General features: G+C 59.1%; 28 protein-coding genes and 1 pseudogene. 16 read left to right on the top strand and 13 right to left on the bottom strand.

Annotated features, from left to right (window positions below):
- Window positions 1-182: 182 nt before the first annotated feature.
- From KR767_RS18900 to KR767_RS18890, 3 genes are all read left to right on the top strand, one after another.
- On the top strand, window positions 183-494 hold the full coding sequence (locus tag KR767_RS18900) for a hypothetical protein (RefSeq protein ID WP_250877423.1): 312 nt from the start codon (window positions 183-185) through the stop codon (window positions 492-494).
- A gap of 288 nt (window positions 495-782) precedes the next feature.
- On the top strand, window positions 783-1775 hold the full coding sequence (gene tehA, locus KR767_RS18895; RefSeq protein WP_250877422.1) for a dicarboxylate transporter/tellurite-resistance protein TehA: 993 nt from the start codon (window positions 783-785) through the stop codon (window positions 1773-1775).
- 352 nt (window positions 1776-2127) lie between these two features.
- Window positions 2128-2430 (top strand): hypothetical protein, encoded by a 303-nt coding sequence (locus KR767_RS18890; RefSeq protein WP_250877421.1) that lies wholly within the window; start codon window positions 2128-2130, stop codon window positions 2428-2430.
- Here the strand turns inward: KR767_RS18890 and KR767_RS18885 are convergent.
- The 3 genes from KR767_RS18885 to KR767_RS18875 all read right to left on the bottom strand — a co-directional run bounded on the left by KR767_RS18885 (window position 2390) and on the right by KR767_RS18875 (window position 5063).
- Window positions 2390-3466, bottom strand: a complete 1077-nt coding sequence (locus KR767_RS18885; protein WP_250877420.1) for a hypothetical protein — start codon at window positions 3464-3466, stop codon at window positions 2390-2392. The two genes, KR767_RS18890 and KR767_RS18885, sit on opposite strands and share 41 nt — an antisense overlap.
- A 159-nt stretch (window positions 3467-3625) precedes the next feature.
- Window positions 3626-4579, bottom strand: a complete 954-nt coding sequence (locus KR767_RS18880; RefSeq protein WP_250877419.1) for a hypothetical protein — start codon at window positions 4577-4579, stop codon at window positions 3626-3628.
- 256 nt (window positions 4580-4835) lie between these two features.
- A complete protein-coding gene (locus tag KR767_RS18875) occupies window positions 4836-5063 on the bottom strand; it encodes a hypothetical protein (RefSeq protein WP_250877418.1) in 228 nt (75 codons plus the stop codon).
- A gap of 645 nt (window positions 5064-5708) precedes the next feature.
- Between KR767_RS18875 and KR767_RS18870 the strand changes: the two genes are divergently transcribed.
- The 3 genes from KR767_RS18870 to KR767_RS18860 all read left to right on the top strand — a co-directional run bounded on the left by KR767_RS18870 (window position 5709) and on the right by KR767_RS18860 (window position 7180).
- On the top strand, window positions 5709-6215 hold the full coding sequence (locus KR767_RS18870; RefSeq protein ID WP_250877417.1) for a DUF6496 domain-containing protein: 507 nt from the start codon (window positions 5709-5711) through the stop codon (window positions 6213-6215).
- A gap of 379 nt (window positions 6216-6594) precedes the next feature.
- Window positions 6595-6948: a hypothetical protein gene (locus KR767_RS18865; RefSeq protein WP_250877416.1), complete on the top strand. Its 354-nt coding sequence runs from the start codon at window positions 6595-6597 to the stop codon at window positions 6946-6948.
- Window positions 6941-7180 carry a C2 domain-containing protein gene (locus KR767_RS18860; protein WP_250877415.1) on the top strand — a complete coding sequence of 80 codons (240 nt, stop codon included), beginning with the start codon at window positions 6941-6943 and terminating at the stop codon, window positions 7178-7180. The genes KR767_RS18865 and KR767_RS18860 overlap by 8 nt, the downstream gene beginning before the upstream one ends.
- Window positions 7181-7250: 70 nt before the next feature.
- Here KR767_RS18860 and KR767_RS18855 read toward each other — a convergent pair whose 3' ends face one another.
- Window positions 7251-7580, bottom strand: coding sequence for a DNA-binding transcriptional response regulator (locus tag KR767_RS18855; RefSeq protein ID WP_250877414.1), 330 nt, complete (start codon window positions 7578-7580; stop codon window positions 7251-7253).
- A gap of 462 nt (window positions 7581-8042) precedes the next feature.
- Window positions 8043-8513: a DUF421 domain-containing protein gene (locus KR767_RS18850; protein ID WP_250877413.1), complete on the bottom strand. Its 471-nt coding sequence runs from the start codon at window positions 8511-8513 to the stop codon at window positions 8043-8045.
- Window positions 8514-8791: 278 nt separating this feature from the next.
- Here KR767_RS18850 and KR767_RS18845 point away from each other — a divergent pair.
- Both KR767_RS18845 and KR767_RS18840 read left to right on the top strand, forming a co-directional pair.
- Window positions 8792-10062 (top strand): annotated as a pseudogene (locus KR767_RS18845) (NRAMP family divalent metal transporter).
- A 127-nt stretch (window positions 10063-10189) separates the two neighbouring features.
- On the top strand, window positions 10190-10750 hold the full coding sequence (locus tag KR767_RS18840; protein WP_425483464.1) for a fasciclin domain-containing protein: 561 nt from the start codon (window positions 10190-10192) through the stop codon (window positions 10748-10750).
- A gap of 137 nt (window positions 10751-10887) precedes the next feature.
- Here the strand turns inward: KR767_RS18840 and KR767_RS18835 are convergent, their stop codons facing one another.
- The 3 genes from KR767_RS18835 to KR767_RS18825 are packed head-to-tail and all read right to left on the bottom strand — an operon-like array spanning window position 10888 to window position 13211.
- Entirely contained in the window at window positions 10888-11331 is a 444-nt protein-coding gene (locus tag KR767_RS18835) for a hypothetical protein (protein WP_250877412.1), read from the bottom strand.
- Complete coding sequence (locus KR767_RS18830; RefSeq protein WP_250877411.1) at window positions 11309-12478, bottom strand: FAD-dependent oxidoreductase; 1170 nt, start codon at window positions 12476-12478, stop codon at window positions 11309-11311. Before KR767_RS18830 ends, KR767_RS18835 begins: the two co-directional genes overlap by 23 nt.
- Window positions 12471-13211: an SDR family oxidoreductase gene (locus KR767_RS18825; RefSeq protein WP_250877410.1), complete on the bottom strand. Its 741-nt coding sequence runs from the start codon at window positions 13209-13211 to the stop codon at window positions 12471-12473. The genes KR767_RS18830 and KR767_RS18825 overlap by 8 nt, the downstream gene beginning before the upstream one ends.
- 82 nt (window positions 13212-13293) lie before the next feature.
- Between KR767_RS18825 and KR767_RS18820 the strand changes: the two genes are divergently transcribed.
- The 3 genes from KR767_RS18820 to KR767_RS18810 all read left to right on the top strand — a co-directional run bounded on the left by KR767_RS18820 (window position 13294) and on the right by KR767_RS18810 (window position 15303).
- Window positions 13294-13899 (top strand): TetR/AcrR family transcriptional regulator, encoded by a 606-nt coding sequence (locus KR767_RS18820; protein ID WP_250877409.1) that lies wholly within the window; start codon window positions 13294-13296, stop codon window positions 13897-13899.
- A gap of 103 nt (window positions 13900-14002) precedes the next feature.
- The gene (locus KR767_RS18815) at window positions 14003-14632 is read left to right on the top strand and encodes an AbiU2 domain-containing protein (protein WP_250877408.1); all 630 of its coding nucleotides are present in this window, start codon (window positions 14003-14005) and stop codon (window positions 14630-14632) included.
- Window positions 14633-14691: 59 nt separating this feature from the next.
- A complete protein-coding gene (locus KR767_RS18810; RefSeq protein WP_250877407.1) occupies window positions 14692-15303 on the top strand; it encodes a hypothetical protein in 612 nt (203 codons plus the stop codon).
- Between the two features lie 134 nt (window positions 15304-15437).
- On the opposite strand, the gene KR767_RS18805 is transcribed toward KR767_RS18810, so the two are convergent.
- Entirely contained in the window at window positions 15438-15719 is a 282-nt protein-coding gene (locus KR767_RS18805) for a hypothetical protein (protein WP_250877406.1), read from the bottom strand.
- A 159-nt stretch (window positions 15720-15878) separates the two neighbouring features.
- On the opposite strand from KR767_RS18805, the gene KR767_RS21470 reads away from it, so the two are divergent.
- A complete protein-coding gene (locus tag KR767_RS21470; protein ID WP_425602706.1) occupies window positions 15879-16172 on the top strand; it encodes a hypothetical protein in 294 nt (97 codons plus the stop codon).
- Here KR767_RS21470 and KR767_RS18800 read toward each other — a convergent pair.
- The gene (locus KR767_RS18800) at window positions 16169-17185 is read right to left on the bottom strand and encodes a hypothetical protein (RefSeq protein WP_250877405.1); all 1017 of its coding nucleotides are present in this window, start codon (window positions 17183-17185) and stop codon (window positions 16169-16171) included. The genes KR767_RS21470 and KR767_RS18800 overlap by 4 nt on opposite strands.
- Window positions 17186-17291: 106 nt before the next feature.
- On the opposite strand from KR767_RS18800, the gene KR767_RS18795 reads away from it, so the two are divergent.
- The 4 genes from KR767_RS18795 (at window position 17292) to KR767_RS18780 (ending at window position 22118) form a co-directional block, all read left to right on the top strand.
- Window positions 17292-18335: a DUF4238 domain-containing protein gene (locus KR767_RS18795; protein WP_250877404.1), complete on the top strand. Its 1044-nt coding sequence runs from the start codon at window positions 17292-17294 to the stop codon at window positions 18333-18335.
- A 13-nt stretch (window positions 18336-18348) separates the two neighbouring features.
- Window positions 18349-18837 (top strand): hypothetical protein, encoded by a 489-nt coding sequence (locus tag KR767_RS18790; RefSeq protein ID WP_250877403.1) that lies wholly within the window; start codon window positions 18349-18351, stop codon window positions 18835-18837.
- A gap of 275 nt (window positions 18838-19112) precedes the next feature.
- On the top strand, window positions 19113-20609 hold the full coding sequence (locus KR767_RS18785) for a site-specific integrase (RefSeq protein WP_250877402.1): 1497 nt from the start codon (window positions 19113-19115) through the stop codon (window positions 20607-20609).
- 417 nt (window positions 20610-21026) lie between these two features.
- Window positions 21027-22118 (top strand): ankyrin repeat domain-containing protein, encoded by a 1092-nt coding sequence (locus tag KR767_RS18780; protein ID WP_250877401.1) that lies wholly within the window; start codon window positions 21027-21029, stop codon window positions 22116-22118.
- 13 nt (window positions 22119-22131) lie between these two features.
- On the opposite strand, the gene KR767_RS18775 is transcribed toward KR767_RS18780, so the two are convergent.
- From KR767_RS18775 to KR767_RS18765, 3 genes are all read right to left on the bottom strand, one after another.
- On the bottom strand, window positions 22132-23256 hold the full coding sequence (locus KR767_RS18775; protein ID WP_250877400.1) for a C40 family peptidase: 1125 nt from the start codon (window positions 23254-23256) through the stop codon (window positions 22132-22134).
- A gap of 91 nt (window positions 23257-23347) precedes the next feature.
- Window positions 23348-24289 carry a sce7725 family protein gene (locus tag KR767_RS18770; RefSeq protein WP_250877399.1) on the bottom strand — a complete coding sequence of 314 codons (942 nt, stop codon included), beginning with the start codon at window positions 24287-24289 and terminating at the stop codon, window positions 23348-23350.
- A 47-nt stretch (window positions 24290-24336) separates the two neighbouring features.
- Complete coding sequence (locus KR767_RS18765; RefSeq protein WP_250877398.1) at window positions 24337-25182, bottom strand: sce7726 family protein; 846 nt, start codon at window positions 25180-25182, stop codon at window positions 24337-24339.
- Window positions 25183-25402: the final 220 nt, after the last annotated feature.

The following is a 25402-nucleotide window of genomic DNA, read 5'->3' as shown; positions in this document are numbered from 1 at the left end:
GTTGCAGTAAAGGCTGCTCTGGGTCGGCTTTGCCGTGATTGCGTCGGTCCTGATGCTGTTCATTCTCGTACGGGGTATTTACGGCAATCTGGGAAACGCGAACTCTGTGCTGTTTCGTGCGCTGACCGCACTCATTTCCGGCGTGACCGCTGACGTGCCGTTTGCCGACTCGCCCTGGGGCCGTGACCCCGGTCTTCCGGCTTGGCGGACTGCAGGCGTTTGTCCTCTCTCCAATGGTCTGGATAACCATCATCCTGTGCATCACGGCCCGGCGGCACCTTAACATCGTGACCAGAATGCGCCGCGCAGGGCACGGCCCGGCGATCCACGGCAACCACATCGGCAACATCCACGCGGCTGGCAATGTCCACATTCACCAGACGGTAGTTCAAAAGCCAATCGAGCGAGCAGGGAGCGGCGCGGTGATGGCTGCCCTGCTCAGTGCCCTGGCCGCCATCATCTGCGAACTCATCAAGGCGTGGATGCTGCCGTGACCTGACGGCTGCGGCATGGTCCTGGGGTTCCGCCCTGACCCGCATTCCGGTCCATGGCGACCACGACATCGGCCTGAATCTCTCGGGTACAACACGACCATTTCCGTCGCCTCGGCCTCGCGGACCCTCGGCTTTGACAGCGTGAACTGCCGCGCACATCGATGTGCATCACCTGGGGGTTCAGGAGGGGGCGCCATCCCCTCTTGACGTAAATCGACCGCAGGAATCGTCCAAGATTGGTTCCATGGCATTGGTGACAGTGGCGCTTTCAGTACCCTGGCCTTTTCCATGACCTCCCTCCGCACGCTTCCTGCCTCATTCTTCGGCATGGTTCTCGGCCTCGTCGGCCTCGGCAGCAACTGGCGAACCGCAGCCCACCTCTGGGGGATGCCACCGGTCATCGGGGAAGCCATCATGGGGGTCGCCTTTGTCGTCTGGCTTGCGGTGGGTGCGTCCTACACCCTCAAGTGGTGTCTTCACCGCGATGCTGCCGTCGAGGAGGCGCTGCATCCGGTGCAGTGCTGCTTCATCGGGCTGGCCCCTGCGACCACCGCGCTGATGGCCATTGTGCTCGCGCCCCATGCCCGCACCCTTGCCATCCTCGCGCTCATTATCGGGGGCGTGGGGCACGTCCTGTTCAGTGTCTGGCGCGTGGGCAACATGCTCCAGGGCGGCCGCGAGGTCACCACGGTGACCCCCGTCATCTACCTGCCGTCCGTGGCCGGTAATTTCATCACGGCCATTGCCGCAGGCACGCTCGGGTTTGCGTCATGGGGCATCCTCTTTTTCGGTGCGGGCCTCTTTACCTGGCTTGCGCTCGAGTCCGTTATCGTCAACCGCCTTTTCCACGCCCAGCCGCTGCCGGTTGCCCTGCGCCCGACCCTCGGCATCCAGCTTGCCCCACCGGTCGTCGCAGTCGCCGCATGGCTCGCCAACACCGACGGGCTTCCGTCCTTGCTTGCCCAGTCGGCATGGGGCTACGGCCTGCTTCAATTGGCCTTGCTCATCCGCCTCCTGCCGTGGATTGCCCAGCAGCCGTTTGCACCCAGCTACTGGGCTTTTACCTTCGGTCTGACGGCACTGTCAGGGACGGCCATGACCATGACCGCGCGGGGGTTGCAGGGCGCCGTCCCGCAATTGGCGCCCATTCTCTTCGTGGTGACCAATGTGGTCCTTGCGGTCATCGTCATCGGGACCGTGGTGCGTGCCGTCCAGGGGAAGCTCCTGCCTGCGCCGCCCGTCAGTGCACCGGTTGCACCCTCGTCGGCCCCGGCGGCCTAAATGGCCCCTCCCGGGCGCGGGGCATGGAGTAAGGGTGCTGTCGCAGCATGAAGCTGTGGGGAGAAGGGCAGCTGCCGGCGCCGCGCGGGGGGGGGAGGGAGGGGGACGACAGGCGCCGGCAGGCTGGCCCTGGGGTCATTGGACTGTGGATTGCGTGCGAGGGCTAGGACGACTGTGCCGGGGCGTGCCGGCGCTGCCGTCAAGAACCGCACGCCGGGCCCATCGGGGGCGCTTCACCACAAGAAGGGGGAAATCCACCCAGGCAACGTCGCCGTGTCCTGCGTTCGGTGTCGACCGCGACGGGCCAAATGCGGGACGATGACGGCCCTACTTTTTTCCCTGACGCTCACGATTGGATGCCAGTTCCGAACCGGCCCCGGCCGCCGACAACACCGACGGCCAGGCGCTTTCCTTCTCGCTCTTTGAGGAAATCTCCTCGTTTCTCCTCTGGGCCAGTACACGTTGGCCTGCACTTGCGCTCTACGGCCTCGTGCTTGCCACGATGCTGTGGACAGACTTCATCCAGTTGTTTGACCTGCCGGTGAGTTTTGTCTCCCCCGGCATGCTCACAGCGCTTGCCGCGTTCATCCCGGTGCCGGCCAAAAAGAGAGGCGTCACGCGTCGTTCGAAGCCACGTCCCCGAACAGGGAAATGATGTCGTCGGGCAGGTCCGCCAGAAGCAGGCCCGGCTGCCCCATGGGGACCTTGGCGGTGTGGGCCGTTCCCTTCATTGTGATGCCATGGATGCCGAGCCCGACCCACAGTTCCGCCAGAGCACGGTCCCGGGTCAGAAGCGCACTGGGCCGGGTTGGAAACTGGGCGTTGCCAACGATGACCAACTGGAGATGGAGCAGGTCGGCCAAGGCGTTGTAGACCTGACCGGGTGCTGGCCTCTTGCCGTGGGGCTTCAAGACACGCATGCCCGCATTGCCCTGCGGCGTGCAGACCGCCACGGTGACGGCGAGGAACGGCAAGGAGTACATCGCGACCGCGTGCTTTTGGGCCAGCGACCGGAGATGGGCCATTGCCGCCAGCCGCTCCTTGGCCGGCACGGGGTGGAGATGCGGCCATGCGTCGGTCAGAAAGGCCATGTAGCCTTGGTGGGGTATGGCCATGTCCTGCCACAGCCCCTCGGCGCCCGAGATGGCGTGGGCCGCGTCGTGCGGGATGACCTCGGCCGTGGGCATCAGGGCGTGGAGCTTGGTGTAGACCTCGGTCACATCGTCGTGGATGGCCTGGGCCCCGGGTGGCGCGCCCTTGTTGCCCTCAAGCACATAGGGGAGCACGTTGAGCTGGACGGGGGTGTCCGTCAACAGGGCAAGGAGGCTTGCGGGGGCGTGGCTCTGCATGGATTTTTCCGCCGCGACGAGGTCAGTCACCAGATGGCGGTCAAGAGTCAGAAGGTGGTGCCCGCCGGCGACCACGGAGGGCAGCCAGCCACCGGGGATGAGCGCAACCGGCCCCAGGGCGAACGAGGTGGTGAAGGGATAGGTGACCACGCCACCCGTCCAATCAAACGATTCACCGGCTTCATTTGTCGCCAGCACGCCCTCAAATTCGATTTTCAGGGCCGCTTTCTCGTGGAAGGCGTTTTTGAGAAGCTGGTCACGGCCGAGGGGATGGGCGCGCCACGAGGTAAGCGTCAGCTTGCCCTGGTCGACAGCCTCGATGTGGAGAGGGTAGCGGGGCATATCAGATGCCTGAGCGGCTTTTGAGCCTTCTGGACAGAACGAAATCATCGTCTGACTGCCGAAAGCGCGGCCGTACATGCAGTCCCGGAAGCGCGGGATGGAGCATGTGAGGCAGACGCTTTACTGCGCGTTTATCGGGGGTGGTACTCCGGGTCTCGCTCAAAGGCTCTCTCCTCCGACCATATGACGATATTCCGAAATGATGTCACCGGCCAGATCCGTCCAATGCCTTGCAATCAACTGCCGTTCGATGTCCGAACCATTGCGGCTATCGAGTGTAAGGATGTTGTGGTGGTGCGGATGGCCCTTCCCGATCACGTGGGCCTGAATGTTTTCGACCAGTGCCACCACCGCTTCGAAGAGGCGGCGAGCGGCGGGAAGGCATCCGGCAAGGTCCAGCGCGTGCCCCTCAATAAGAGCATCATCCATTCCGAACCGCTCCCAGGAGTTGACGTTCCAGATTGCCCTGGCCACATCGTATAGCTCTGAGAATTCCTGTTCTGGAACGTACTCTTTCCTGAAATCCCACTGGCCAAGCCAATCGAGCATTTCTGGTGTGATAACGCGAGGCATGACAGTTCGCGTTCTCGTCAGTGAAGCGGCGAACGTGGTTTGCGCTTGGCAGCTGTCCAGCGCGGTCCCGGCAATGATGAAGGCATCGGGAAAGAAGCGCCGCCGATACTGAAAGTCCAGGAACGGGATATCCGTCAGATCCGATGTATAGAGGATGACGACTCGGAACACCCGCCCATTCGGGCTTGTGTGCTCGTATGGTCTCCCAGCTTCGAGCATGTTCTGGACGCTGATATGTCGGGCCGCCGTGGTCATGATGACAAAATCGGTCATCGCGCGCGGATAGGCATCTGTCCTGTCGAGATCGTCGACTACGTCGTTCCACGTATATTTTTCGCTGCGCCAGTGCTTCGCCTGCCCGACGATGCCGATGGTATCGAACGCAGGCACGATGTCGATTCCCGCCTGGGCTTCCCCACCCCTGCCTCCACCATACTTGGTGAACGTCACAGCCCGGCCTGTCCATGCCTGGACAGTATGTGTAAGCCAGTCGCAGCAAAACGATTCAAAGTCCATCCAGCTGGCAAAGCTCAATTCCATGTGTTTTCCGGTGGTTTCTTGGGGCAACTCGGATGTGCGTCCTCATCCCTCGTGCTGGATGGCAGTCGGACGGGGCTCGGAATGGCTGAGAAAGTATATATGTTAATTCCCTAACTACCTAGTAAGCCACTGATTTTCTTGAGTCGATTTTCGACCGGCATTACCAGCCCAAGGATGTATTTGCCCCTTTCGGAAAAGGAGTTCCATGAAAACACCTACCGCCCCAAATCTCGCCCGCTACTTCTCAAAATGCGGCCTAACCCTTCATTGCTCCATCGAATTCGACATCGATGGTCAACGCAAGACTTACTGGGCCCTTTCGCAGGCTGAGAATGGCAAGCCATTCTGGCCTGGCGAGCGCAAGGTCTTTGGCAACACCGCTGACCTCTGGCACGCGTGGCACGACTATCAATTGCGTTTGCACCTTCAGCACGCTCAAGCATTGCGCTTCGTTCGCTGCTTCCTCCGCGACGAGCAAAAACACTCAGAGCCGTTCAATGCATGGCTTGACCACAACGCAGTAGCCAGGTCGGCACGAGCGGATGAGGTGGATACCACTGGGCTTTGGCCGTGGACCTCTGCGCAGACGTCGCTAGATAGACGTGACCGTCTTCAGGTGTATGGCTATCCATGGACGGATGCACCGACGGTTGCGGTCATTCGTCGATGTACGAGAAAGTCGGAATCTAAGGGTTGGGCGAGACGAGCCATCAGGGTCGCGGACTTTGATAGGCAATCAGCGACGCGGTGTACCGAAGCGATTCGGGACCTAGTGCAGGATGAACGTCGGCGAAGACTTGCTTCGATGATGAAACGGGCTGGGGGGAGGCGGCCCTCCCTTCCTAGAAAGCGCCTATGAGCAATGCCGGGGACGGAGATGGGGCAGGGAAGCCCTATTCGTCCCCTACGATATCCAGCAGTGATGCCTTGTCTCGGGATGCCATCCCCCTTGAGTCGGCTCGCCCGGGTATACGGAGTCCCGTGACACCACGTTGCCATCGTAGGAGCAACACACCCGCATCACGGCATTCCCCTTATGACAGGGGTGGGTCGGTCGGAGTGTTGAAGATACGACGATGCAAGCTGCATCCGCTCTCTCGGGCCTCACTTCCTCAATGGGAGAACACTCATGCCAGAGAAGAAAACGGCGGCGAAGGCCGCTCACGCCAAGCGCCAAGGCAAGTCGGCATCCACGCAGGCTGGTGAATATGTGCATGAAGAAATCAAGCACGTTCGCGAAGGCAAGCACGGTGCCCGTTCTGCCAAGCAGGCTATTGCCATTGGCCTGTCGAAAGCCCGCCGAGCTGGAGTGAAGGCGACGCCCTCAAAAACCGCCAGCAAGGCGACCAAGAAAAAGGCCGCCCAGGATACGAAAGCTGCCAAGAAACGCTCGTCAGGGACGGCTACAAAGAAATCGGCCGCTCGCAAGCGCGCCAGCACTCAAGCGCTTAAACGCGAGGGGAGTGCTGCCGCGTCTAAGCGTGCGCTGTCGGCTCAAGCCAAAAAGAGTGCAGCGAAGCGAACGTCGGCCAGTAAGTCTGCTGCAGCGAAGAAAGCCGCCAAGACGAAGGGGGCCAGTGTCCGGAAGTCTGCCGCGAAGAAGGCGGCACGTACGCGAGCGCGGAAAGCCTCGTAATCCAGCGGCATTGCAGTCGCATCAGCGCAGGGAAGCGCTACGCCCCTTTGGGGCATGGATTGGCCAGCGTCATAGAGCCGCCCTCCGGTCGGCAGGCAAAAGGTGGACTCGCCACTTCATCCTGACGAGGAATGGCTCTGATGGGACTCCAAGGCCGCCCGTGACAATTCGGGGTAAACCCTGAAGCATCCTGGCCTGCTCGTAACAGCGCGTTTCGAAATCCCTCGACCCCGGTCATGTGGCATGGGGGTCGGCTTCAGAAAATTCGGCCCCTTGAGTAGAAGCGGGAGCCAACCAGGATTCGAAGCAAAAACTTGCCGATGGTGACACGGTTGCTGGGGCGCGTATTTGATAACATTCGGGCTCATCTGGAGCGACCATGCCTGATTCCCGATTTCCCCGTGTCGTCGGCTTTGAGGTCCCTCCTTTGTCCGACGAAGTCGATGTGGGGAATGACGCCCCCATTGTGGCACTACTCGATATCGAGCCCACGACCAATTGGCTGACGGTCTTTGACCGTGAAGTTGCTTCACTTAAAGGAGAGCTGGGCATTGCCGACGTGACGATTGAGGGCGACCGGGTTCTTTTTTATGGTTCGGTCACCGATGCCCGTCGCCTCGCCGATGCGGTCCGTGCTCTTGTTGAGCGCATTTCTCGGGTCCGCCTCGATGAGCGCCTCCTCCATGCAGGTGCCTCCCCACTGGGCAACACGGAGGAGCCAAGCGATGCCTGAGCGCGTTGGCTATGTTTCTCGGTCCACCACCGTGTATGGGTTTTCGGCCTTCTTGCGCCTGCATCGAGATGGCCGGGGTGAAGTGCAGGAAGCAGATGTGGTCAACGAGCAGGGCATTTGCTTCCACACGCTAAGACTGCCGCACGACCTGATGACGGCTTCTTGCACGCTGTCCAATGACGACTTGCTTGACAGGATAGAGCAATGGGTTACATCGATGGCGGAGCCCTAAACAGCCTTGTCGGTGCCGGCACTTCGTCTTAGGGTGCGCGCGTGTCGCCTCTCATGACAGACCAATGGATTCAAGGAGCGATATCGACCGCTTGGTTGAGGGCTCGGTCGAGTTCGTTTGTCGTGAACGGTTTGACCAGCTTGATGGCGCCCATGGGGGCATCGCTCATGTCCTCTTCGGGGTCCGAGAGCATCACGACGGTTCTCATCGAAGGATTTTTCTTCCGGGCCTCCTTGAGATAAGCGCCTGTTCGGTCCTCTCCTGGGGCCGGAATCGCCGCGACCAGAAAATCCACTTGAGCTTCAGCCAAGACCGCCTTGGCGCCCCCTGCATGCGTGGACGCGACCAGCACGCCGTAACCGCGCTTTCGAAGCGCATCGGCAACCGTATCGGCAAGCATAGGACGGGGCTCAATGACCACAGCCAGCGGTGGCGTTGTTGGACTCGACATGGGGCATCCTCAATTCGTCGTACATCGCGGGTTGCATTCAAAGCGTCCAACGGACTGCCATCATGCTTTTTATGCTTTCCTAGCATTTGAAGCGGTAGTGTTCGAAGTCCGGTTCATCGCGTGCGGAGAATACACATGCTGGAGTCAGCGTATCACTGCACGTTTTCGGTGACGTCGAAAGACCAAGGTTTCATTGGGTCATACGACATCATGGATGGGGCGGGCGAAGTGGTGGAGGTCTGGGAGAGTAAATCCGCGTTGCCCACCATGGCGCTTGCAATGACCTGCGCCCGAAATAGGGCCAATGCGGCCATTCGCTCGTTGTCCGAGTGCACGGTGTGCCCAGGACCCTGACCACACCGCCTTATCGCCCGATGCCAACGGGGAGGGCTCAAAATGCGTCGACGTGTTTCATCGGCGTATCACGGTGATTTTCCCATTGGGCTCCAGGCGAGCGGTGTGAACCTCATCGTCGGCTTCTAGCCCAGCGCCGTGGAGCGCACGGTCGAGCGCTGCACCCGGCAGGCTTTGGCTTCGAAGTGCATCGGTATCCCGTTTGCCCTGGCGGATAAGCAGGGTGGGAAATCCTTCAACCAGCCGGTTGAATGTCGGGTATCGGGTGCAAAGCCACGCCAGCGCCTTGTCTGCAGCCAGAATGCTGCCCACCCCGATGAAGGGGCCCAATAGGCCCTGGTCCTCTCCGATGATGGCGGTGCGAAGCGTGCCGCCCGCCAGAGCGATGATGACGACATCAAAGGCCGACATTTCCCCAAAACTTCGCTTGCCAGCGAGGCGCATGAGGACGAGCAGGCCGAGATAGGTGATGACGCCACGCACGACGAATGTCCACCACGGGGCGGATAGGTCAAAGGTGTGAGCCATGGGCGTTCTCCGGGATTCGGTGCCACTAGGAGAGTCCCTGGCGGGTGGCGAAAATGAGAACACCCAACGGCTTCCTTATTCCTGCGTATTCGTGACGGCCGATGCGGTTACAGAGAAGCGTATCTGCACCGACATCGGAGCTTGAGGTACCTGTTCTGGGCCTGAAAAACATGCCCTAAAAACGGAGATCGCAGGTTCTCACGAATACGGGAATATCGTTTCGCGGCAACTTCACGCCTTGAGCTCAAGCATCCGCCTGCCCCCTCTGGAAGACCGCCATGCCGAAGTCCGATGTGACGTCATCCGAGCCATGGTGGAAGCGCTTAAGCGCGGGTTTGGTCACGGGAGCTGCTGACGACGACCCGAGTGGGGTGGCGACCTATTCCCAAGTCGGCGCTAAGTTCGGTTACGCGACGTTATGGACCTTGTTGCTGGCCTTGCCACTGATGATTGGCATCCAGATGGTCAGTGCGCTCATCGGACGAGTCACAGGGAAAGGCCTTGCCGACAACATGGTGGAAAACTTTCCCCGGGGACTGGTCTGGGGCATCACCACACTCCTTATTATCGCCAACGTCATCAACATCGGCGCTGACTTGGGGGCGATGGGGGCAGCCGTCAACCTCTTGGTCGGAGGTCCTGTCGTTGTCTATGCCGCCTGCTTTGCAATTCTCTCGACGTTCCTTCAAGTGCGGGTTCCGTTTTGCCGGTATGCCCCGATTCTGAAGTTCCTGGCCTTGAGTTTGCTGACGTATGTGGCAACGGTCCTGGTGGTCAAAGTGCATTGGGGAGCGGCGCTAAAAGGAACGTTTATTCCTGCTTTCCAAGGGACATCGGCCTATGCCACGGCTGTCGTCGCTATCTTGGGAACCACCATCAGCCCGTATCTTTTTTGCTGGCAGGCCGCTCAAGAAGTCGAAGAGGTTTTAGACAGCGATGAGCGAAGGCCATTAAAAGAGGCCGTCGACCAGGCACCGGATGCGTTCAAGCGTATCGCCATCGACACGTCGTTCGGTATGTTGGTATCCAACGTGGTTGCGTTCTTCATCATCTTGACGGCGGCCGTCGTGCTACATGCACACGGCAAAACCGATATTCAATCGTCTTCAGAAGCCGCCGAGGCTTTAAAGCCGGTCGCCGGCCGGTTTGCGTTTACGCTCTTTTCCATGGGGATTATCGGAACCGGCCTTTTGGCCGTGCCGGTGCGACGGCGTACTTTGTCGCTGGCACCCTTCGAGTGCCCTATGGCCTCGAGCAGAAGCCGAAAAAAGCAAAGGTCTTTTATGGCGTGTTGATAGGGTCCATGGTCGTTGGAGCGCTTTTGAATATGATGCCGATTGACCCCGTCAAAGCCTTGTTTTGGAGCGCAGTCGTCAATGGCCTCTGTGCTGTGCCCATGATGATGGCCATCATGGTCATAGCGCAGCGTCCCCAAACCATGGGTACGCAGGTCTTGGGCCCAGGGCTTCGCATGCTGGGGTGGGCGGCGACCTTGGTCATGGGCATAGCGGCCATCGTCATGTTTGCCACGATGGGGAAAGGCGGCTGAGGCCGCCTTGTATGGGCGGGGGAGATTCTTTTCCTGTTGCATCCGTTTGGCTTCTATCTGCGTATCTACCTATGCCTCCGCCCGGAGGTTGTCCATAGGGAGAGGAGTCATGAAGTCGTTACGTCTGATGAAGGGGATGCTTGCTTGCTCCCTGATGGTTGCTGCCGGGGCCTCCATAAGTGCGCCTGCCGCCTCCGGTGAGATGCAGACCACCGTCATGGTGGGCGGCGCCGCCATGTATCCCAACCGAAACATCATCCAAAATGCGGTCAATTCCAAAGACCACACCACCTTGGTTGCGGCGGTGAAGGCCGCCGGGCTGGTCGATACGTTGTCGGGTCCGGGCCCATTTACGGTTTTCGCACCGACCAATGAAGCCTTTGACGCCTTGCCGAAGGGAACGGTGGAGAACCTGGTCAAGCCGGAGAACAAAGATACTTTGACCAAAATCCTCACCTACCACGTGGTGTCGGGGCGTTTGACCAAAAGCGATATCGAATCGCAAGCGGCTGCCCATAACGGCACGGTGGAATTGAAGACCGTCGAAGGCGAGCCCATCACTCTGAGCAAAGACGGGGGTCAGTGGACGATTACCGATGCGAAGGGTGGAAAGGCGCATGTGACCATTGCGGACGTCATGCAGTCCAATGGCGTTATCCATGTTATCGACAAGGTATTGATGCCGTAACGGTCTCGGGGTTGGGACGGTTCGGACCTTCATGGAGGGGCGCCCTGCGCTCCTCTTCCTTCGACCATTGCACTAATCAGTGAGGCGGTGGGGAAGGGACAGCAAGTCCACGTTGAACGGCTGTGGGCTATGGATGCTCATTCATCGGGGGCGGGATATTTCCGCTCCATGATGGACTCCGCTACCTCTTGAGCGTAGCTGCGGAGATGCTCCATGGTGCTGAAGATGAGGCCGACTGTTTCGGCTTGACCAGAGCCAATGGCCTTCACTTCGTCCAGAAGGTATCGGCTGTTCTCGAGGGGCTCCACGCGGGCAGTCCAAGCCACCTCGCCCACGTCCCCGGAAATCACTTCTTTGAACGGCATAGCGTTACCTGAAACCAAGCTCAGTCCGATGATGTTGAGCGGAGCGAGCTCGGTTGGCAAGGAGTGCCTGATGGATATTGCTGAAGTCACCCACTTGGTCAATGGGAACCAGATGACTTCGGATGTAACAACGCAGGCGGCGTTGGAAAAACACCCATATGATTGGGCTTTAGCAAGCGTATTGGTACGTTGATTAACCTGCTTGGTTGAGTACATTTATCAGTGTATCGGGTCCGTCTTCTGTGAACATCACATTTTGACTGTGCAAGGTCTCTGCAATCTCCGTCTCCATCCGCTTCAACATGGCGCTTTCGTACTGTTCCAATGCTTCGGTCAGAGATAAATGATGATGGCCGGTAAGCGCTTCGGTCAGTTCCAACGCGTCGAGCATGGCGTAATTCGCGCCTTTTCCCGTAAAAGGCGGCATGAGGTGTGCCGCATCACCGAGTAAAGTGATGTCCGAACGAGGTATCCAATCTTGCTTGACTGGATAGTGATACAGCGGCCAGGGCTGAAACACATCGTCTGAGCTTTTTAGCATTTCCTGTAAGCGGGGAGACCACCCCTGGAACTCTTGCAAGAGCCTTTTGCGTGCATGTTGGGCAGCGGAAAAGTCGATGGTTGAACTCCATTCCTCCGGGACACGAAGTGCCACATAGATGCGGACACTGCCATCCCCATTGCGTTGGGCTAGGAGTCCTCGGTTGTTTCCAAGGGCGAGGATGTTTCCAGGCCCCACCAAGGTAGCGATGTCTGGACTCCGATGGTCGACGTCTGCAACCAGGGTTTGAACGAACGTCACCCCACTGTAGGTTGGGCGCGTGACCTTTGAGACGAGCGCGCGGCAGGCGGACCAACCTCCATCACAGGCCAAGACGAGGTCGGCGCCCACGGTCGTCTGCTCGAAACTCAGTTGGACCTGACCTTCACCGCGAGTCGCGCCGATGAGTCGATGACCCCACCGGACGGTTCCGGGGTTCAGAGAATCGAGAAGCAATGCGCGTAATGCGCCCCGGTCGATTTCCGGGCGGCTGCCGGACTCATCTTCGGCGTTGAGTTCACCGCGCAATTCGCCTTGTTGGCTGAATATCTTCGAATGCTGACCGTCGGGTCGGGAAATACGCTGAAACGCCTCCCCCAGTCCTGCCGCTGCCAAGGCGCGTTGCCCGCTGTCTTCATGCAGGTCTAAAGAGCCGCCTTGGGTGCGGGCGTCGGCAGCCGAATCACGCTCGTACACGACGACGTCGATGGCTTGTTGTTGAAGAAGGCGGGCCAAGGTCAAGCCGGCCGGACCGCCGCCCACGATGGCGATACGCAGGCCGTGCAGCAGGTGATTTGGTGGGAGATGCCGGTTGTTAGACATGGGCAAGTCCGCCATCGACGGTGATTTCTGCGCCGGTGGTATACGACGAGGCATCCGATGCCAGGAACAAAGCGGCTTGAGCAGCTTCGGTGGGCTCACCCCAGCGACCCATAGGCACCATCTGGGCCACATAGTCTCGGACGGCCGGGTCGTCGGTGGCGGCCTGGGTCAGTGGAGTGACGGTTGCGCCAAGGGTCAGCACATTCACCCGAATGCGTCGCGCGAGCATGCTTTCGTCCATCGCAAGCGTGCGGCCAAAGCTGCGAACGGCTCCTTTGCTTGCGGCATATAAGGGGTCTCCAGGCCGGCCCTTGCCAGCGGCGACCGAGCCCGTCAGCAACACCGATGCGCCGTTGCTTAAAAAGGGAAGGGCATGGACCACCGTAAAGATGACCCCTTTGAGGTTGACGCCCATCAGCGCATCAAAGTCCGCTTCGGTCGTCTTTTCGATGGATGGGGCATCCGAGATGCCGGCGTTTGCCATCAGGACATCAATGCCACCCAGTTTCCCGGCAAGGCATTCAATGGCTGTCGCCAAGCCCCGTGGAGAGGCGACGTCGGTGGCCTCGCCATGAGCGCTGGAGCCAAGACTTGAAAGGGCCGTAGCCAACTTTGCAGGGCTCCGACCGATGAGGGCGACCTCGGCGCCTTCATCGATGAACAATCGGGCGGTGGCGAGGCCTATTCCGCTTGTGCCACCTGTTATCAGGACTTTTTTTCCTTGCAACCGCATGAGGGTATCTCACAAGTCAACATATGTTGAATTAGGCGCCTCGCCCTTTGTCTTGTCAACAGGTGTTGATAGGCTGTGCCTCATGACCACCGCCCACCTACCCAAGCCCCGCAAGAACGCCGGTGCTTCCCGCGACGCCGAAGCCACCCGGGTCCGTATCCTGGAGGCCGCCCAGGTTCATTTCTCCCGAAACAGTTTTGAGGGCGTAGGCCTTCGTGACTTGGCGCGTGATGCTTCGGTCGACCCGGCGCTCGTCATTCGCTATTTCGGGTCCAAAGAGGGGCTGTTTCGCGAGGTGGCCTCGCAAGCGTTCGGCACCGAAGACTTTCTACAGCCACCTTTGAGCGCGATGCCGGCGAGGGTGGCAGCCCTCTTGCTTGGGCCTGCGAATCAAGAGGCATGGCGAAGCGGCTACAACCCACTTCGGGTGCTGCTTTGTTCGATAGGCAGTCCAGTTGCTGGACCGATATTGGCGGAGTATTTGGACCGCGATTTTATCGAGCCGCTGGCGATGGCCATGCGGGGCGAGCAGGCCGATGAGCGGGGCGTCGCTCTCGCTGCACAAATTCTCGGGTTTGCCTTGATTCGAGTCGCACTCGATGAACGAGAGGGCGCAGCGGCCCGACTGAAAGCATTGCACCCTCTATTGCTGAGCAGCCTTGAAGAGTTGGTGGACGGCGAAGGATGAATTAAGCAGGGGGAACTGAATGCGAATATCTCCTTCGTCGCGGCCACGTGCCAATCCGCTTTACTAGGTCGATTTTGGCTACCCAAATCGCGAGGAGTTGAACATGCAACACGCTGACGGCCCGGACAGGTTTGCAGACGCCATGGGCGATGACCTTGGCACGGTGACGGCAGTCCTCGACAACAAACTGGTTGAACTCCAGGTGGTTTGGCTTCAGTACCGGCAGCTCTTTGGCAAGGACGAGGCTACGGTCCATCTCCTGAACCGCTCGGCAGGGCTGTTTTTCCAGGTTGTCCAAGACCAGCTATGGGACGGCGTTCTGCTTGGGATTGCGCGTATGACGGACCCGGCGAAAAACGGGAGCAACAAAAACCTCACCATCCACTCGCTTTCTCCGTTGATTGCCAATATGGCTTTCAGGTCCAAGGTTGATGCTCTATGCGCGAGTGCCTTGGAGGAATGCGGGTTTGCCAGGGAGCACCGAAACAAGCGAATCGCCCACAGGGACCATCGTCATGCGGTGGACCACCAGGCACATCCACTTTCCGGCATCAGCAGGGCAAAGGTGGGACGTATGCTCGATTCACTGGGCCAAGTGCTCAACGCCCTTCATCACCACTACCGGGACACCACCGTTCTGTATGGGGACTTCATCGACCACTCCGGGGCGGAGCTTCTGGTGCGTCGCTTGGCGAAACTGGAGCGGCTAAAAAGGCCGGATTCTGCCGCCTAGGGAGGAATTCTTTCCTCTGATGTTCCCGCTGAACGGCCACATTTTTTTTGGACTAATGTATGAACGAACAGTTTTGGGCGTTGATGACTACTTCCGCCGGCAGTATTGCTGCCATCATTGCTTTGCTTTTCCTCGTTCCCGAAAAGTTTACAGGCGTGCGCCATGCCAACTTCGCTATGATTTCGAGTAAACGAGAAAAACTTAATGCGCTTCTTTGCGAAGAAAGACTCAATGTTGTAAGGGCAGTAGAACTCGAGCTTGCGTTTTGGGATGCATTTGGCTTCGAGATGGATGCAAGGCTCATTCGTTTTGTCTTTGATAGAAGAAACGCCTTGCAGCACACCCGCTACTTACGTAAGTGCCAACTTATGGTCCGAATTAGCGATGATGGGCTTTCGTTAGTGCCTTCAAAGCCGTCTCGTCGCAGTTTTCGATTCCAAGCAGTGGTGACTTTTTTGTTGGGCTTCGCCCCTTTACTTATGATTGCGGGGCTGGCTTCTATTCTAAAAAAATTCATTCCTATCGAATTGCTGGTGATTATTTCCTGCTGTGCTTTTATCTGGCTTCCGGTCGCCATGTGGATAAGTGATGGTTTCGAGTCCGCCCACCTCCTTACCGTGCAAGGGCAAAAGCATTATCCGCTCGATGAGAACTTTACAGCCATAACATAGAAGGGCAAAGTTCGAGCGCGCCACGCGTCAGCCGAATCGCTCGACGTATTGGAGCAATTTCAGCCTGCGTCGAGCGGTCCAAGAAAGGGGCGCAGAGTGCCTACTTGTATCGTCATGGGCATGAGCAATAGTCCTTAGCCCCTCAAAAATGTTGCCACTTGCTCGAGCCGGTCTGTGAGGTCGACCACGGCATCCGCGTAACCAGGGAGAGGGTGGCTGCCCGGAGGGCCCAGAAGGCTGACCACTCGCCCTGCGGACGACCGGAGGTCCGGGTTGGTTGCGACCGCAGGCTTCTCGACCAACTGGCCAGCCCGGAAGCGGGCTTCAGTCAGGTCCCCATCGAGCAAGGCCTCGCTCAAGGCCACCGCTTCGATGAGCAGTTCGGCTGCTTCAAGGACCGCCTGTTCATCCTGCATCGATTTTCCTCCCTCTGTTGCCCACCATTGTAAGCACGAATTTCGGGTGTTTCATGGGTTATACGTAGAAGAGTACAGGCTTCAATTGGACGTAAGGGGGGGCTAGAGTACGGGGCTGGCGATGCCAACCTGATTGCTCACCTTCTTCAGCACCCTGGCGTGGACCCGGCAGTACACCATTCGTCTGCGCTGCTACATGCAGCGCACCGAGGTCACTGGCTGTGTGTACAGATGTTGATTCCTGTCAGTGACCCCAATGCCCGAAACGGCGAGGCCCTTTGGCGGGCCGCCAAGAATCGGCATGGCAGGGTGGTCCGGCTGCTGGCGCCGGTGTCGGACACGTCGGGGTGGCGGGAGTGGGTGTGGGATGACCTGCCGCCCAAGCGGTGGAAAAGGTTCTTACGCCGTCCCTTAGTGACATCCGATAGGGACGAGAGACCTGATGGCAGCTAACCTTTCTGCTGAAACCGGACGAGCTGCCGCATTAGGAGGAAGTCATCCGGGCCTTCCTCGTCGACTGTGCCATCGTCCCGAGGAATAAGCTGGACCACCCGGGAATTGGCGAATGCCGAAGGGGCAAGGGGGTGGATAGCATGCGGATTGTGCAGAATGCACAATCCATCCATCAGATGCTCGATGTATTCAGACTTACGCGCCGCCCGGACCTTTGGCATCAAGACAGACGTATCGGGATGGAGAGTCTGGAAGATGATGGGTTTCTCAGGCGCAATGGCAAGCGCCCGAACTTTTCCCCACATCGAGAGTGGTGTGTAAACAACGGCTGATACGTCACGATATTTGTCCGTTGTAAAGAGACCAACCTTAATATCGACGCCCTCTTTTTTCACCACGCTTTCGAGGTGATACCGGACAATGCTCTCACTGCCTGTCCGGATGGTTTCGTCCTCGTCAAAGTAAGTCCCGTACAGCACAGCGATGATGGGCCGGCTTGCCGCCATGTGGGCCGCTGGGCGGTCGAACGGTGCAATGGCAATCACGTAGGGGAGCCCAGCCGCCCCCGGTAGATTTTGATAGTAGTCGCGGAATCGACGCACCTTCGCCGTAAAGCTGTTGCACAGGCGAAGGATGGCGAGACGGTTGAACTCGTTGAAGTCGTCTGGCAACTCGGGTGGACCCTCTCCAAAGCCCGGCTTACCACCTTTCTCCGGTGCGGCAATCGTCGCCTCCATGAGAAACCCAAGGGGATGGGTGACATGGAAATCCGGTGACGCTCTGCGAAAGTCGATGGTGTGCCCCAGCTCTTTCAGGCAGGCGTGAAGGTAGAGCTCCCAGACGCTCGATTCAAAGGTGGACTGGAACTCTTGGACGAACTTGCCATCCCTGTCCGGCATGCCCGCTGCCCACGCATTGAGCACATCCCGCTCCGGTGCATTCTCCGGGGCGCGAAGCATGGAAAACAACGGATGGAGCTTTTCCTCACTGACCTGCAATTGAAAGAGGTCCATCCGGGGCATCTCGTTGGCTGAGCGGTTATAGGAGTCTATCTGGCGACTAGCCGGGAATGCGAAGGTCAAGGTCAGGCGAAGTGACGGGCGAATCTGGATTGATTGTATGGCACTGCGTCCGGCCGACTTGCCAAATCAGGTCGTTGCCCTAGGATTGCAGGAGCCGGCGAATCGTCACCTTCCAGGTGATGAGAGGGACCAAGGGGAAGGAATGCCAAAAGAAAACCACAGGAAACAACACTTCGTTCCGCAGTGCTACCTGAAGGCATGGCACGACACCACCGAGCCGCTTGGACCGCGTCACACCCCTTACGTCTGGCATTTCGACCGGGATGGGAAAAACCCACGCAAGAAGGCGCCCAAGAACATTTTCACAGAAACGGACATCTACACGATGCCGTTGCCGGATGACACACGGGACCTTCGTCTTGAACACGGTTTCAATGGCGTCGAACAGAGATTCGACTACATCCGGAAACACCGACTGGACGGCAAGCAATGGCCGAAGCCCGAAGAGCTGTTGTACCTGCTTGCCTTTGCCGCCATTGCGCGCTTCCGCACACCTGCATTCCGAGACATGCAGCGTACCCAGTGGGGCGAGATGCACAACTTTGCCATGGAAATAAAGCGGGACATGGAGGCGGCGAGTCCTGAACAAAGGCGGGCCGCTGCCGCAATGCCCCGCCTAGGCACAGACGGGCCCGGCATGACCCTTGAAGATGTGGCACGCCTCCGGGACCATCCCATCCAGACGGCCGCCGCATCGTTGCTCAAACACATCCTGGATGGTTACATGGGCATGAGCGCCGCCATCCTCTGTACGGATGACCCGGTGGGCTTCATCACCAGTGACAACCCTTGCGTGTGGGTCGACCCCGGGGCACATGAGCGGCCCTACCTGATGCAGGGCGTCGGACTCGGATGGAAGACGGTTGAAGTCACCATGCCCATCTCTCCCAGGCAATGCCTGCTCTTGTCCCACGACGAGGCATGGGCGGGTTTTCTGGATGTCGATAAGGAAAGACTGCGCATCCTCAACGCCAGACACATCCGGGCCTGCAACGAAGCCTTTGTGGCACGACGGAAGGTCTTGCCGGAGGCTTGGCTGGACGTATTGCAAGATACTGAACTGGCGGATTCCGCCGCATGACCCAGGAGGCACCATGGAAAACGATTGGCGAGTACCGGTCGATGCGGAATATGCGGCCCTGGTCGGTCGGGCCACCTATGTTTTTTCCTACTACGAGTGGACGGTCATCTACATCATCGAGCAGCTTTCTCCCGGATTCCTGACGGAATACTCAAGGGGCGGAAAGGCGATGATGTCCGGGATTGTGCTCGGCCACATGGACAGGGCCATCAACGCCCTTTCCACCGGCATCGGTGACGTTACCATCGAGGAGTTGCGAGCGGTGCAGGCGCAGTTCGCCACGCTGAAGGACCAAAGGAACGCCCTCATCCATGCCCACCCGGCAACGGATGTGGACGGGTCCCAGATTCTCATCCACCAAAAGTCGCACCCGAAGGCGCTTCCCGACATGAAATGGCCCCTCTCCGAGGTCAAACATCTTGTCTCGGCCTTCGACAAGGCAGCGGTGGATGTGTCACCGGTCCTGGAGCGGTTGATGCAGGCGAAGACGGCCTCCGAGTAAGTCACGCGGGACTGGTCCCCACCGCCAGACAAGAAAATACCCTTGTCAGCCGGCGCCGACCTCCACGGATTTGCTTGCCAGTGTCCCCACCGATTCGGCAAAATCCGAGGCCACATTCCGGCTCACCGATGCGGGTCCCGGAGGCGTTGGGGGAGAGTAAGGAAAAGGTGTCCCACTCTCTCCGCCAGATAAGTTTTTCTCTATGTAAATCAACCATTTATTGGATTGACGAGAAAAGCCCCATCGGGACACATTTCGGGACACAAAGGTTCCCGATGCGCATCCCCCACTACCTCATCAAGGCTCCGAGTGGCGTGTTCCACTTCCGTCGGCGCCTGCCTGTTGCGCTGGCGCGGCTCCTTGGCCGGGCCGTCATCAAGAAGAGCCTGCAGACGCGCGATATGGAACGTGCCCGTGATCTCGCTCTCAATCTTTGGCGTGCGTATGATGAGCTTTACGCTCACGTACGGATGCAGGGGATGGCAGGGGACGAGTGGGACATCGATGCGCTGGCAGCCGCGCTGAAGAAGAAGGGCAAACGCTACCGTTTGAAGGCAAATCCCGATGGCTCGTTCGAGGTAGAGGCCAACGGTCCCGAAGACCATGCCCACGCAAAGGACATGGTTGCGTCCATTGGCGACATGCGCAAGGAAGCCATCGTCCAGCAGTGGATTCGGGAGCAGGGGTTCTTCATTGACGGTCCTGGACCGGCAGGGCCGTCGCTAGAGAGGTCCTTGCCGGCAGCGACTCCGGCAGCGCTCTCTGCGGCGATGGTCCCCGCAGTCACCGAACCCCAGGCGGTGATGCGCATCGACCGCGCGATTGACGAATACATCGCCAACATCAAATCCCAGACCATCCCGAAGACGCTGACCATCAAGCGCCTGGCGATCACCGAGTTTGGAAAGGCGCGCGGTCTTCGCCGGCCGGTCCATGAATCGACACGGGTGGAAATCGGCAAATGGGTCAGTCATCTCCGTGAGCAGAACCTGGCCACCCCGACCATCGTCAACAAGCTTTCCTACGTCAAAACTTTTCTCGAATGGGCGAAGGGGAAGGGGTATATCGAATTTCCGCGAAACGACAATCCCGCGTCGGGCCACGTGTCTTACAAGGCCCGTGAAAAGCGCCTGCGCAAAAAGCACGGCTTCAAGGCGTTCAACGACGCCCAGCTCAAGCTGCTTTTTGCACCCAGCACTATCAAGCGCCTTTCGGGTGAGGCACGCCTTGGCACGTGGATGGGTTTGTTCATGGGGGCGCGCGTGTCGGAGGTGGGTCAGCTCGCACTCGACGACTTCATGGAGGTCGAGGGCATTCCCTGCGTGCGGATTACCGATGAGGGGGAGGGGCAGAGCACGAAGAATGATTTTTCCAACCGAGTGATTCCGGTCCATCCCGAGCTCATCCGGATGGGCCTTTTGAAGCGTGTCGAGCGCTTGCGTGCAAAAGGGGAGACCCAACTTTTCCCCAAGGTGAAGGGTCAGCAAAACGGAATGGGCGACTGGCTGTCGAAAGCGTTCGGTCGGTACGTGGGGCTCGTGTTGCCAAAACCGGACATGGGGAAGATCGGATTTCACAGTTTCCGGAAGACTGTTATCCAGACCCTCCAGGCCGCAGGGGTGACGGCGGAATTGAGAGCTGCGTATGTTGGCCACGAACTCGATGACGAGCATCACAGTTCATACGGCATGGACGCACCTAAACAGCAGGTGCTTGCGGCCATCATCAAGCTTGACTACCCCGTAACGTCTGATGCGGACGCCTTCGCATGAAGCCGAACGTGCCACTGAATCCGAAGGCAGAGACCTTCTTGGTCGCCAGCCGTGCCGCAATTGCCGAATAATCGCCGACCTGCGTGAGGACATGCACGACATGGGCACTTGCAGGGGGTGGGGGCTGCCTGGCGAGGAGCCCCATTTCTGCCGCAAGAGCGGTCAGTAAGGCAAGGCACCACTGCCGGCTCTGAGGTCAATGGGTGCGTAGAAAAGCTGGAACGACGGCTGGTCATCCTGTCGCACCGGGCTTGACAGCGCCCGGATCTGCATCACGCTGGATTGAACTAAACCTTAAATATAGCCTCCTTCATGCTCGCCTTAAAGTCGGCTCAATTTCGCCAGTTCAATCGCCATAGCCGGGCTGTAGCGCGTGCGTCACAGCGACCGTCTGCATCCGAGGTGGTCAGCGGCGCCATGCCGTCACCGCAGCGCATCAGCGCCGTGCTCGCGTCGCGTGCCGACCTCACTCATTCGCTCCGCTGGCTCGGGTTTGTGGATGCCACGGGTCGACCCTGCGAGAATGGTCCTGATCCCACCCGTGTCGCAGTTGATCATCTACAGACGGGTGCGCCGCTGGCGGTGGATGCAGCACTGCGGCTTGGCGCGGACTGGAGTGATGACTCGTTTGCCTGGCAAGGACTGACAGGTCTTACGCCGCTTGCTGTGGCCGTGCTCGCAGACAGCATGGAGGGCCAGGTCCTGATGGTGCCGCTCATGGCCCATCACGGTGCGAGCCTCGACTTTGTCGACAACCGGGGAAGGGGACTCCTGGATTTCGCCACCTTTTCCCCGCTCGTCGATTTCCTCCGCGAGAGGGGTGCGGTCGGCAACGTAACTCATGCGCTGGCGGCTGGCCACGCGGCGCGGTGCGTGGCCGAAGAGCCCCCGGTCGACGTAGGCAATCCTGCCATTGCCTTGCAGCGATGCGAGTGGAGCGGGGCGATCCGCCCTTGGCTGTCGCGAACGCTGGACCTGCTCGAGTTCAGCGGCCCTGAGAGCAATGAGCCGGGACTGCCGGCACCAAAAAATCCTAGCCTCGAAGCGTGGCTGTATCCACAGCAGGAGCTTCGCCATGTCATGACCGAAGCCCCAAACACAATCGACCGCATAAACCGGCTTATCGAGCTTGGCGCGCTCGATGGTAATGCATCGTTCTGGGTGGTCGCAGGAGAACTCGTCGAGCACAGTGTCACTGCGACCGGGATGGCCGTGGTTCTCGACTGCACACGAGGGGGGCCGTTTCTGACGGCACTGTGTAGCAACTCCCCGATGGCGCATCGGGCAGACGGTCTGGGCAGGAGCCCATTGCATTTGGCCACCCATCCAGCGGTATGCGCCTATCTTCTTGAGCAAGGCTTTTCGCCGGACCGGCCCGACAATGACGGACACCTGGCGGTTGACGTCCTGCCGACTGACTGCCGCGCGCTCATCGAAGCCCATACCTTGTCCCGGAACCTTCCGCCGTCTTTCCTTGCGGGCGACGGGCCCGCTCGCGCAAGACTGTGATCGTGCGGCGCCGTCAAGAGGCGGGAACACTTTGCCCGGCTAGGGTTGCGTTGATGGCATCAAGCGCTGCACTGATTCGTGTTTTGACCGCTTCGCTCGCGTACCCGCTTGAAACGTCGTGCAAAATGGACAAGCGAATCTTTGCAAATTTAAGTCGGTCTTCGCCGATGGCGGCGATGACATCGAATGTTTTCAGGCCAGTGTTACGGTTGCTGCTAACTTGCTCCAATGCTTCACGGTGAAGCCGCTCGGACGCTTCGATGTGCTCCATAAAGATCTCGTCCCTGTCTTTGTCAGTCGACAAAATGGCCGCTTCGAATGCCTTGACGTTGTATCGGTACGGATTGATTTCGCGGTCAAGTTCAAAGTTCTTCGTATATCCCGATGCGGCGATATGGCGGGCTACCTCCGAATCGAGTTCGCCTGGATGCGTTTTCACCGCGTCGAAAACCTGGGCGATGGTAGTTGCACGGCCGAGCTTCTTCTCGCGAATAAGCGCAGAGACTGGCGTCAGCCACGCATAGGTTCGGGCCTGCGCGATGGCAAGCGTATCCACAGTCTTGTTGATGGCAAAGTCTGTTTCATCCGCTGGACGAATAGCCTCTGTTACCTCGAAAACGAGGTTTTCACGCAAAATAAGATCGGACGGGAAGCAGTATGCAGGATTGGGCACAAGCGCGACACCAGCAGCGAGATAGGCTTGCGCGACAAGGCGAGAACAAAACTGCCCGTCGGTCAGGCTCTCAGTTGACGTGTTGCGAAGGGCGCTGGAAGCAATGGCGTCAGGCACGCTGTAAAGCCCACCCAACAGGTTCTTTGCAAACTGGCAGGCTTTGCTCGCAAATGTCTCATCTTTCTCGCTGAGACGGTAAACGGCGCCTTCGCCTTTGCCGAACAGACAACGCTGCGGGTTTCGGGTGAATACGCCATCCCGGTCGGCATGGATGATTAATTTGTTGTCGTAGAGCATCGCGTGGGACCAGGGCGTGCCGGTGGCTCCCCGGATCGCCAATCCCGCAAGGGTCCGGCTTGTCGACAGCAGGATGTCGCCGGGCTCCAGCTTCGAGAGGTCAAACGTGTACCGGGGCTCGTCCTCTGCGTACGAAAGTTGTAGGGAACTTTTTTTGAGACTTTCCATGCCTTTGCTTCCTGTCGGTGCCGAGACGCTGTCCTGTGGATAGCGGTGACAAGGTGATCAAACGGGACCACACTGAGTTCTACGCCGGAAATCAGGCTGTAGCGACGATAGCGTCGAGGACAACGCACATGTGGTGAACCATCTGGAGCTCCTTACTTTTGCCGAGACCCGGGGAGTGCCCTGAGTTTGCGTGCTGACGGTATTCCTCGAGCGCCGGGTTCCAGCCAAACGCCTGAGGTCGCGCAGCCACGGCGCCCATGAGCTTTCGAGCCGCTTCGAGAAACTTGCCATCAATATTCTTGCCGGCAAGCTCCTGGTCGTCGGAGACAAAGTGCTCGAGCCAAAGACCTCCATCTGCCGCGCGCGTAAGGGCATGGATGGCCACTGCAATGGCAGGGCCGCCGCCGTCCTTGAACTTCGAACCGATACACAGGTAATCGCCGACGCCGGCGATGCCCGGCAGAACATCGAGATAGGCCCGCGAAAAGAATTCCGGGCTACCGTAGTCTGCATTTCGCACCTGCCGAACAAACGGGTCGTCGACCATTACGCGTCGGCCGGGGGGAATAGCAGCGACAAATGCTTCGCCTGCCGCCTGCGGCAGCACGACGTGGCGAATGATCCCCTGTACCTGCAGTGTGGCCTGAAAGACCGCAGCAGACAGTGGTCCGTCATGGACGATGCCAATGGGCCGGTCGCCGGCCCATTTCATGAAGCCGTTGATGTCTCCCTTCGTCAGGTTGGGGGTGGAGGCAAGCAACGGGAGGGCGACCGGTATGTCGTTGAGCAAGGCCTGGAGGTGGCCGTACCAGTCGTTGGGCGGCGGGACGAGTTCGCCACGTGCCGGATTACAGACCACGCCAACCCGGAGCCCCGCTTCCTGGCACACTTCGAGACACCGCCTGAGTGGAGCGAGGTCGGTTTTGACGGGTTCAATGACGGGACACAAAAGAGCCAGAGGCCGGCCCGAATGGGTCATGGTGCGCACGGCCAGCAGCTCAGATCTGCGGCCAAAAAGATACGGGAAATACACGGTCTTCTTCGATGGCGGAACACCCCTGTTCCACTGGGAAGCGTAGGTCAGGCGTCGAGCGCACTCAACAGACGCTGGCGTTGCTTGCCGGAAAAGCGCATGGATAGCCCGAACAGCCGTAGGCTAGGAGGAAGCGCTAGCGAAAATGCGGCGAGTTCCGGAGTTGTTGAGCGCCGCCGCATTGCCGCAAGAACCAGCCCATGCGCAACGTCGGACGGGAGCGCGGAGAACAATGGCTCGCAATGCGCGAACGCAAGCCCGGATGGCAATTCCCCAAGCGTGCCGTGGACCTGTTCGACCGCATATAGGTATTCGTCTCGGCGTAACATCCGAAACAAGACTGAGGGCTGAAGGCGCGACATGTCGGGTATCGCCTCACGCACTATGGTGAGACGGCCCCTAGCCCCCAGGGCTAGAACACCCACACGCTCGTCGGTGGATGCCATGTAGTGGCTAGTAAGATCCGGATGGGTAACAACGAAGACGCGCTCAAATGCCTGGAGATACGCATTGGTCTGGGTGGAAAGGCGCCGGGCGGAATCGAACTCGGTCTTGATTTCATAGGCGGTCGACGTGCCGTTGAATAAGGCGAGATCCACAATAGACCGATCAACAGCAAGCTCGGTTTGGATTCCAGCGGTCGTTGGCCGGTGGCGGCCAAAAACGATACGGTCGACTAGGGCGGCCTTGTATACATACTCGCAGCGGTAGTCTCGCTCAAGGCGAGCTCTCGCCCGGCAAAATAACTGGCCAATTGGCCCGGCTGCGTCCAGTCCGGCAGCCTGCACGAGCCTGCGCACGGCTTCACCCCGACCGTCTCTTGCCATTGCCGAGAGCACTGGGCGGGAGAACATCTGGGCAAGCTGGCGAGGCTGGGCGGTGGCTGCGGTCATAAATGGTCCAGATTGGAGCGTCGAAGAATAAACCATCAATGCAAGAATCGCTGAGGGTCAGCTCGATGTCCGTTGGACCCTGTCTGACCTTTCGACCCAACTCGGCGCGGGAATCTTGCCCAATGGCCTCTCTGGATCAAGGAGCTGGTAGTTTCGTCGGTAGCCGGGAACGGGTAATCCGGTCTCGGATTGGCAACGAGTTGAAGGGGGGAATCCTCGG

The organism is Luteibacter anthropi (assembly GCF_023699965.1).
Taxonomy (GTDB): Bacteria; Pseudomonadota; Gammaproteobacteria; order Xanthomonadales; family Rhodanobacteraceae; genus Luteibacter; species Luteibacter anthropi.
This window is presented reverse-complemented; position numbering and strand designations above follow the sequence as displayed.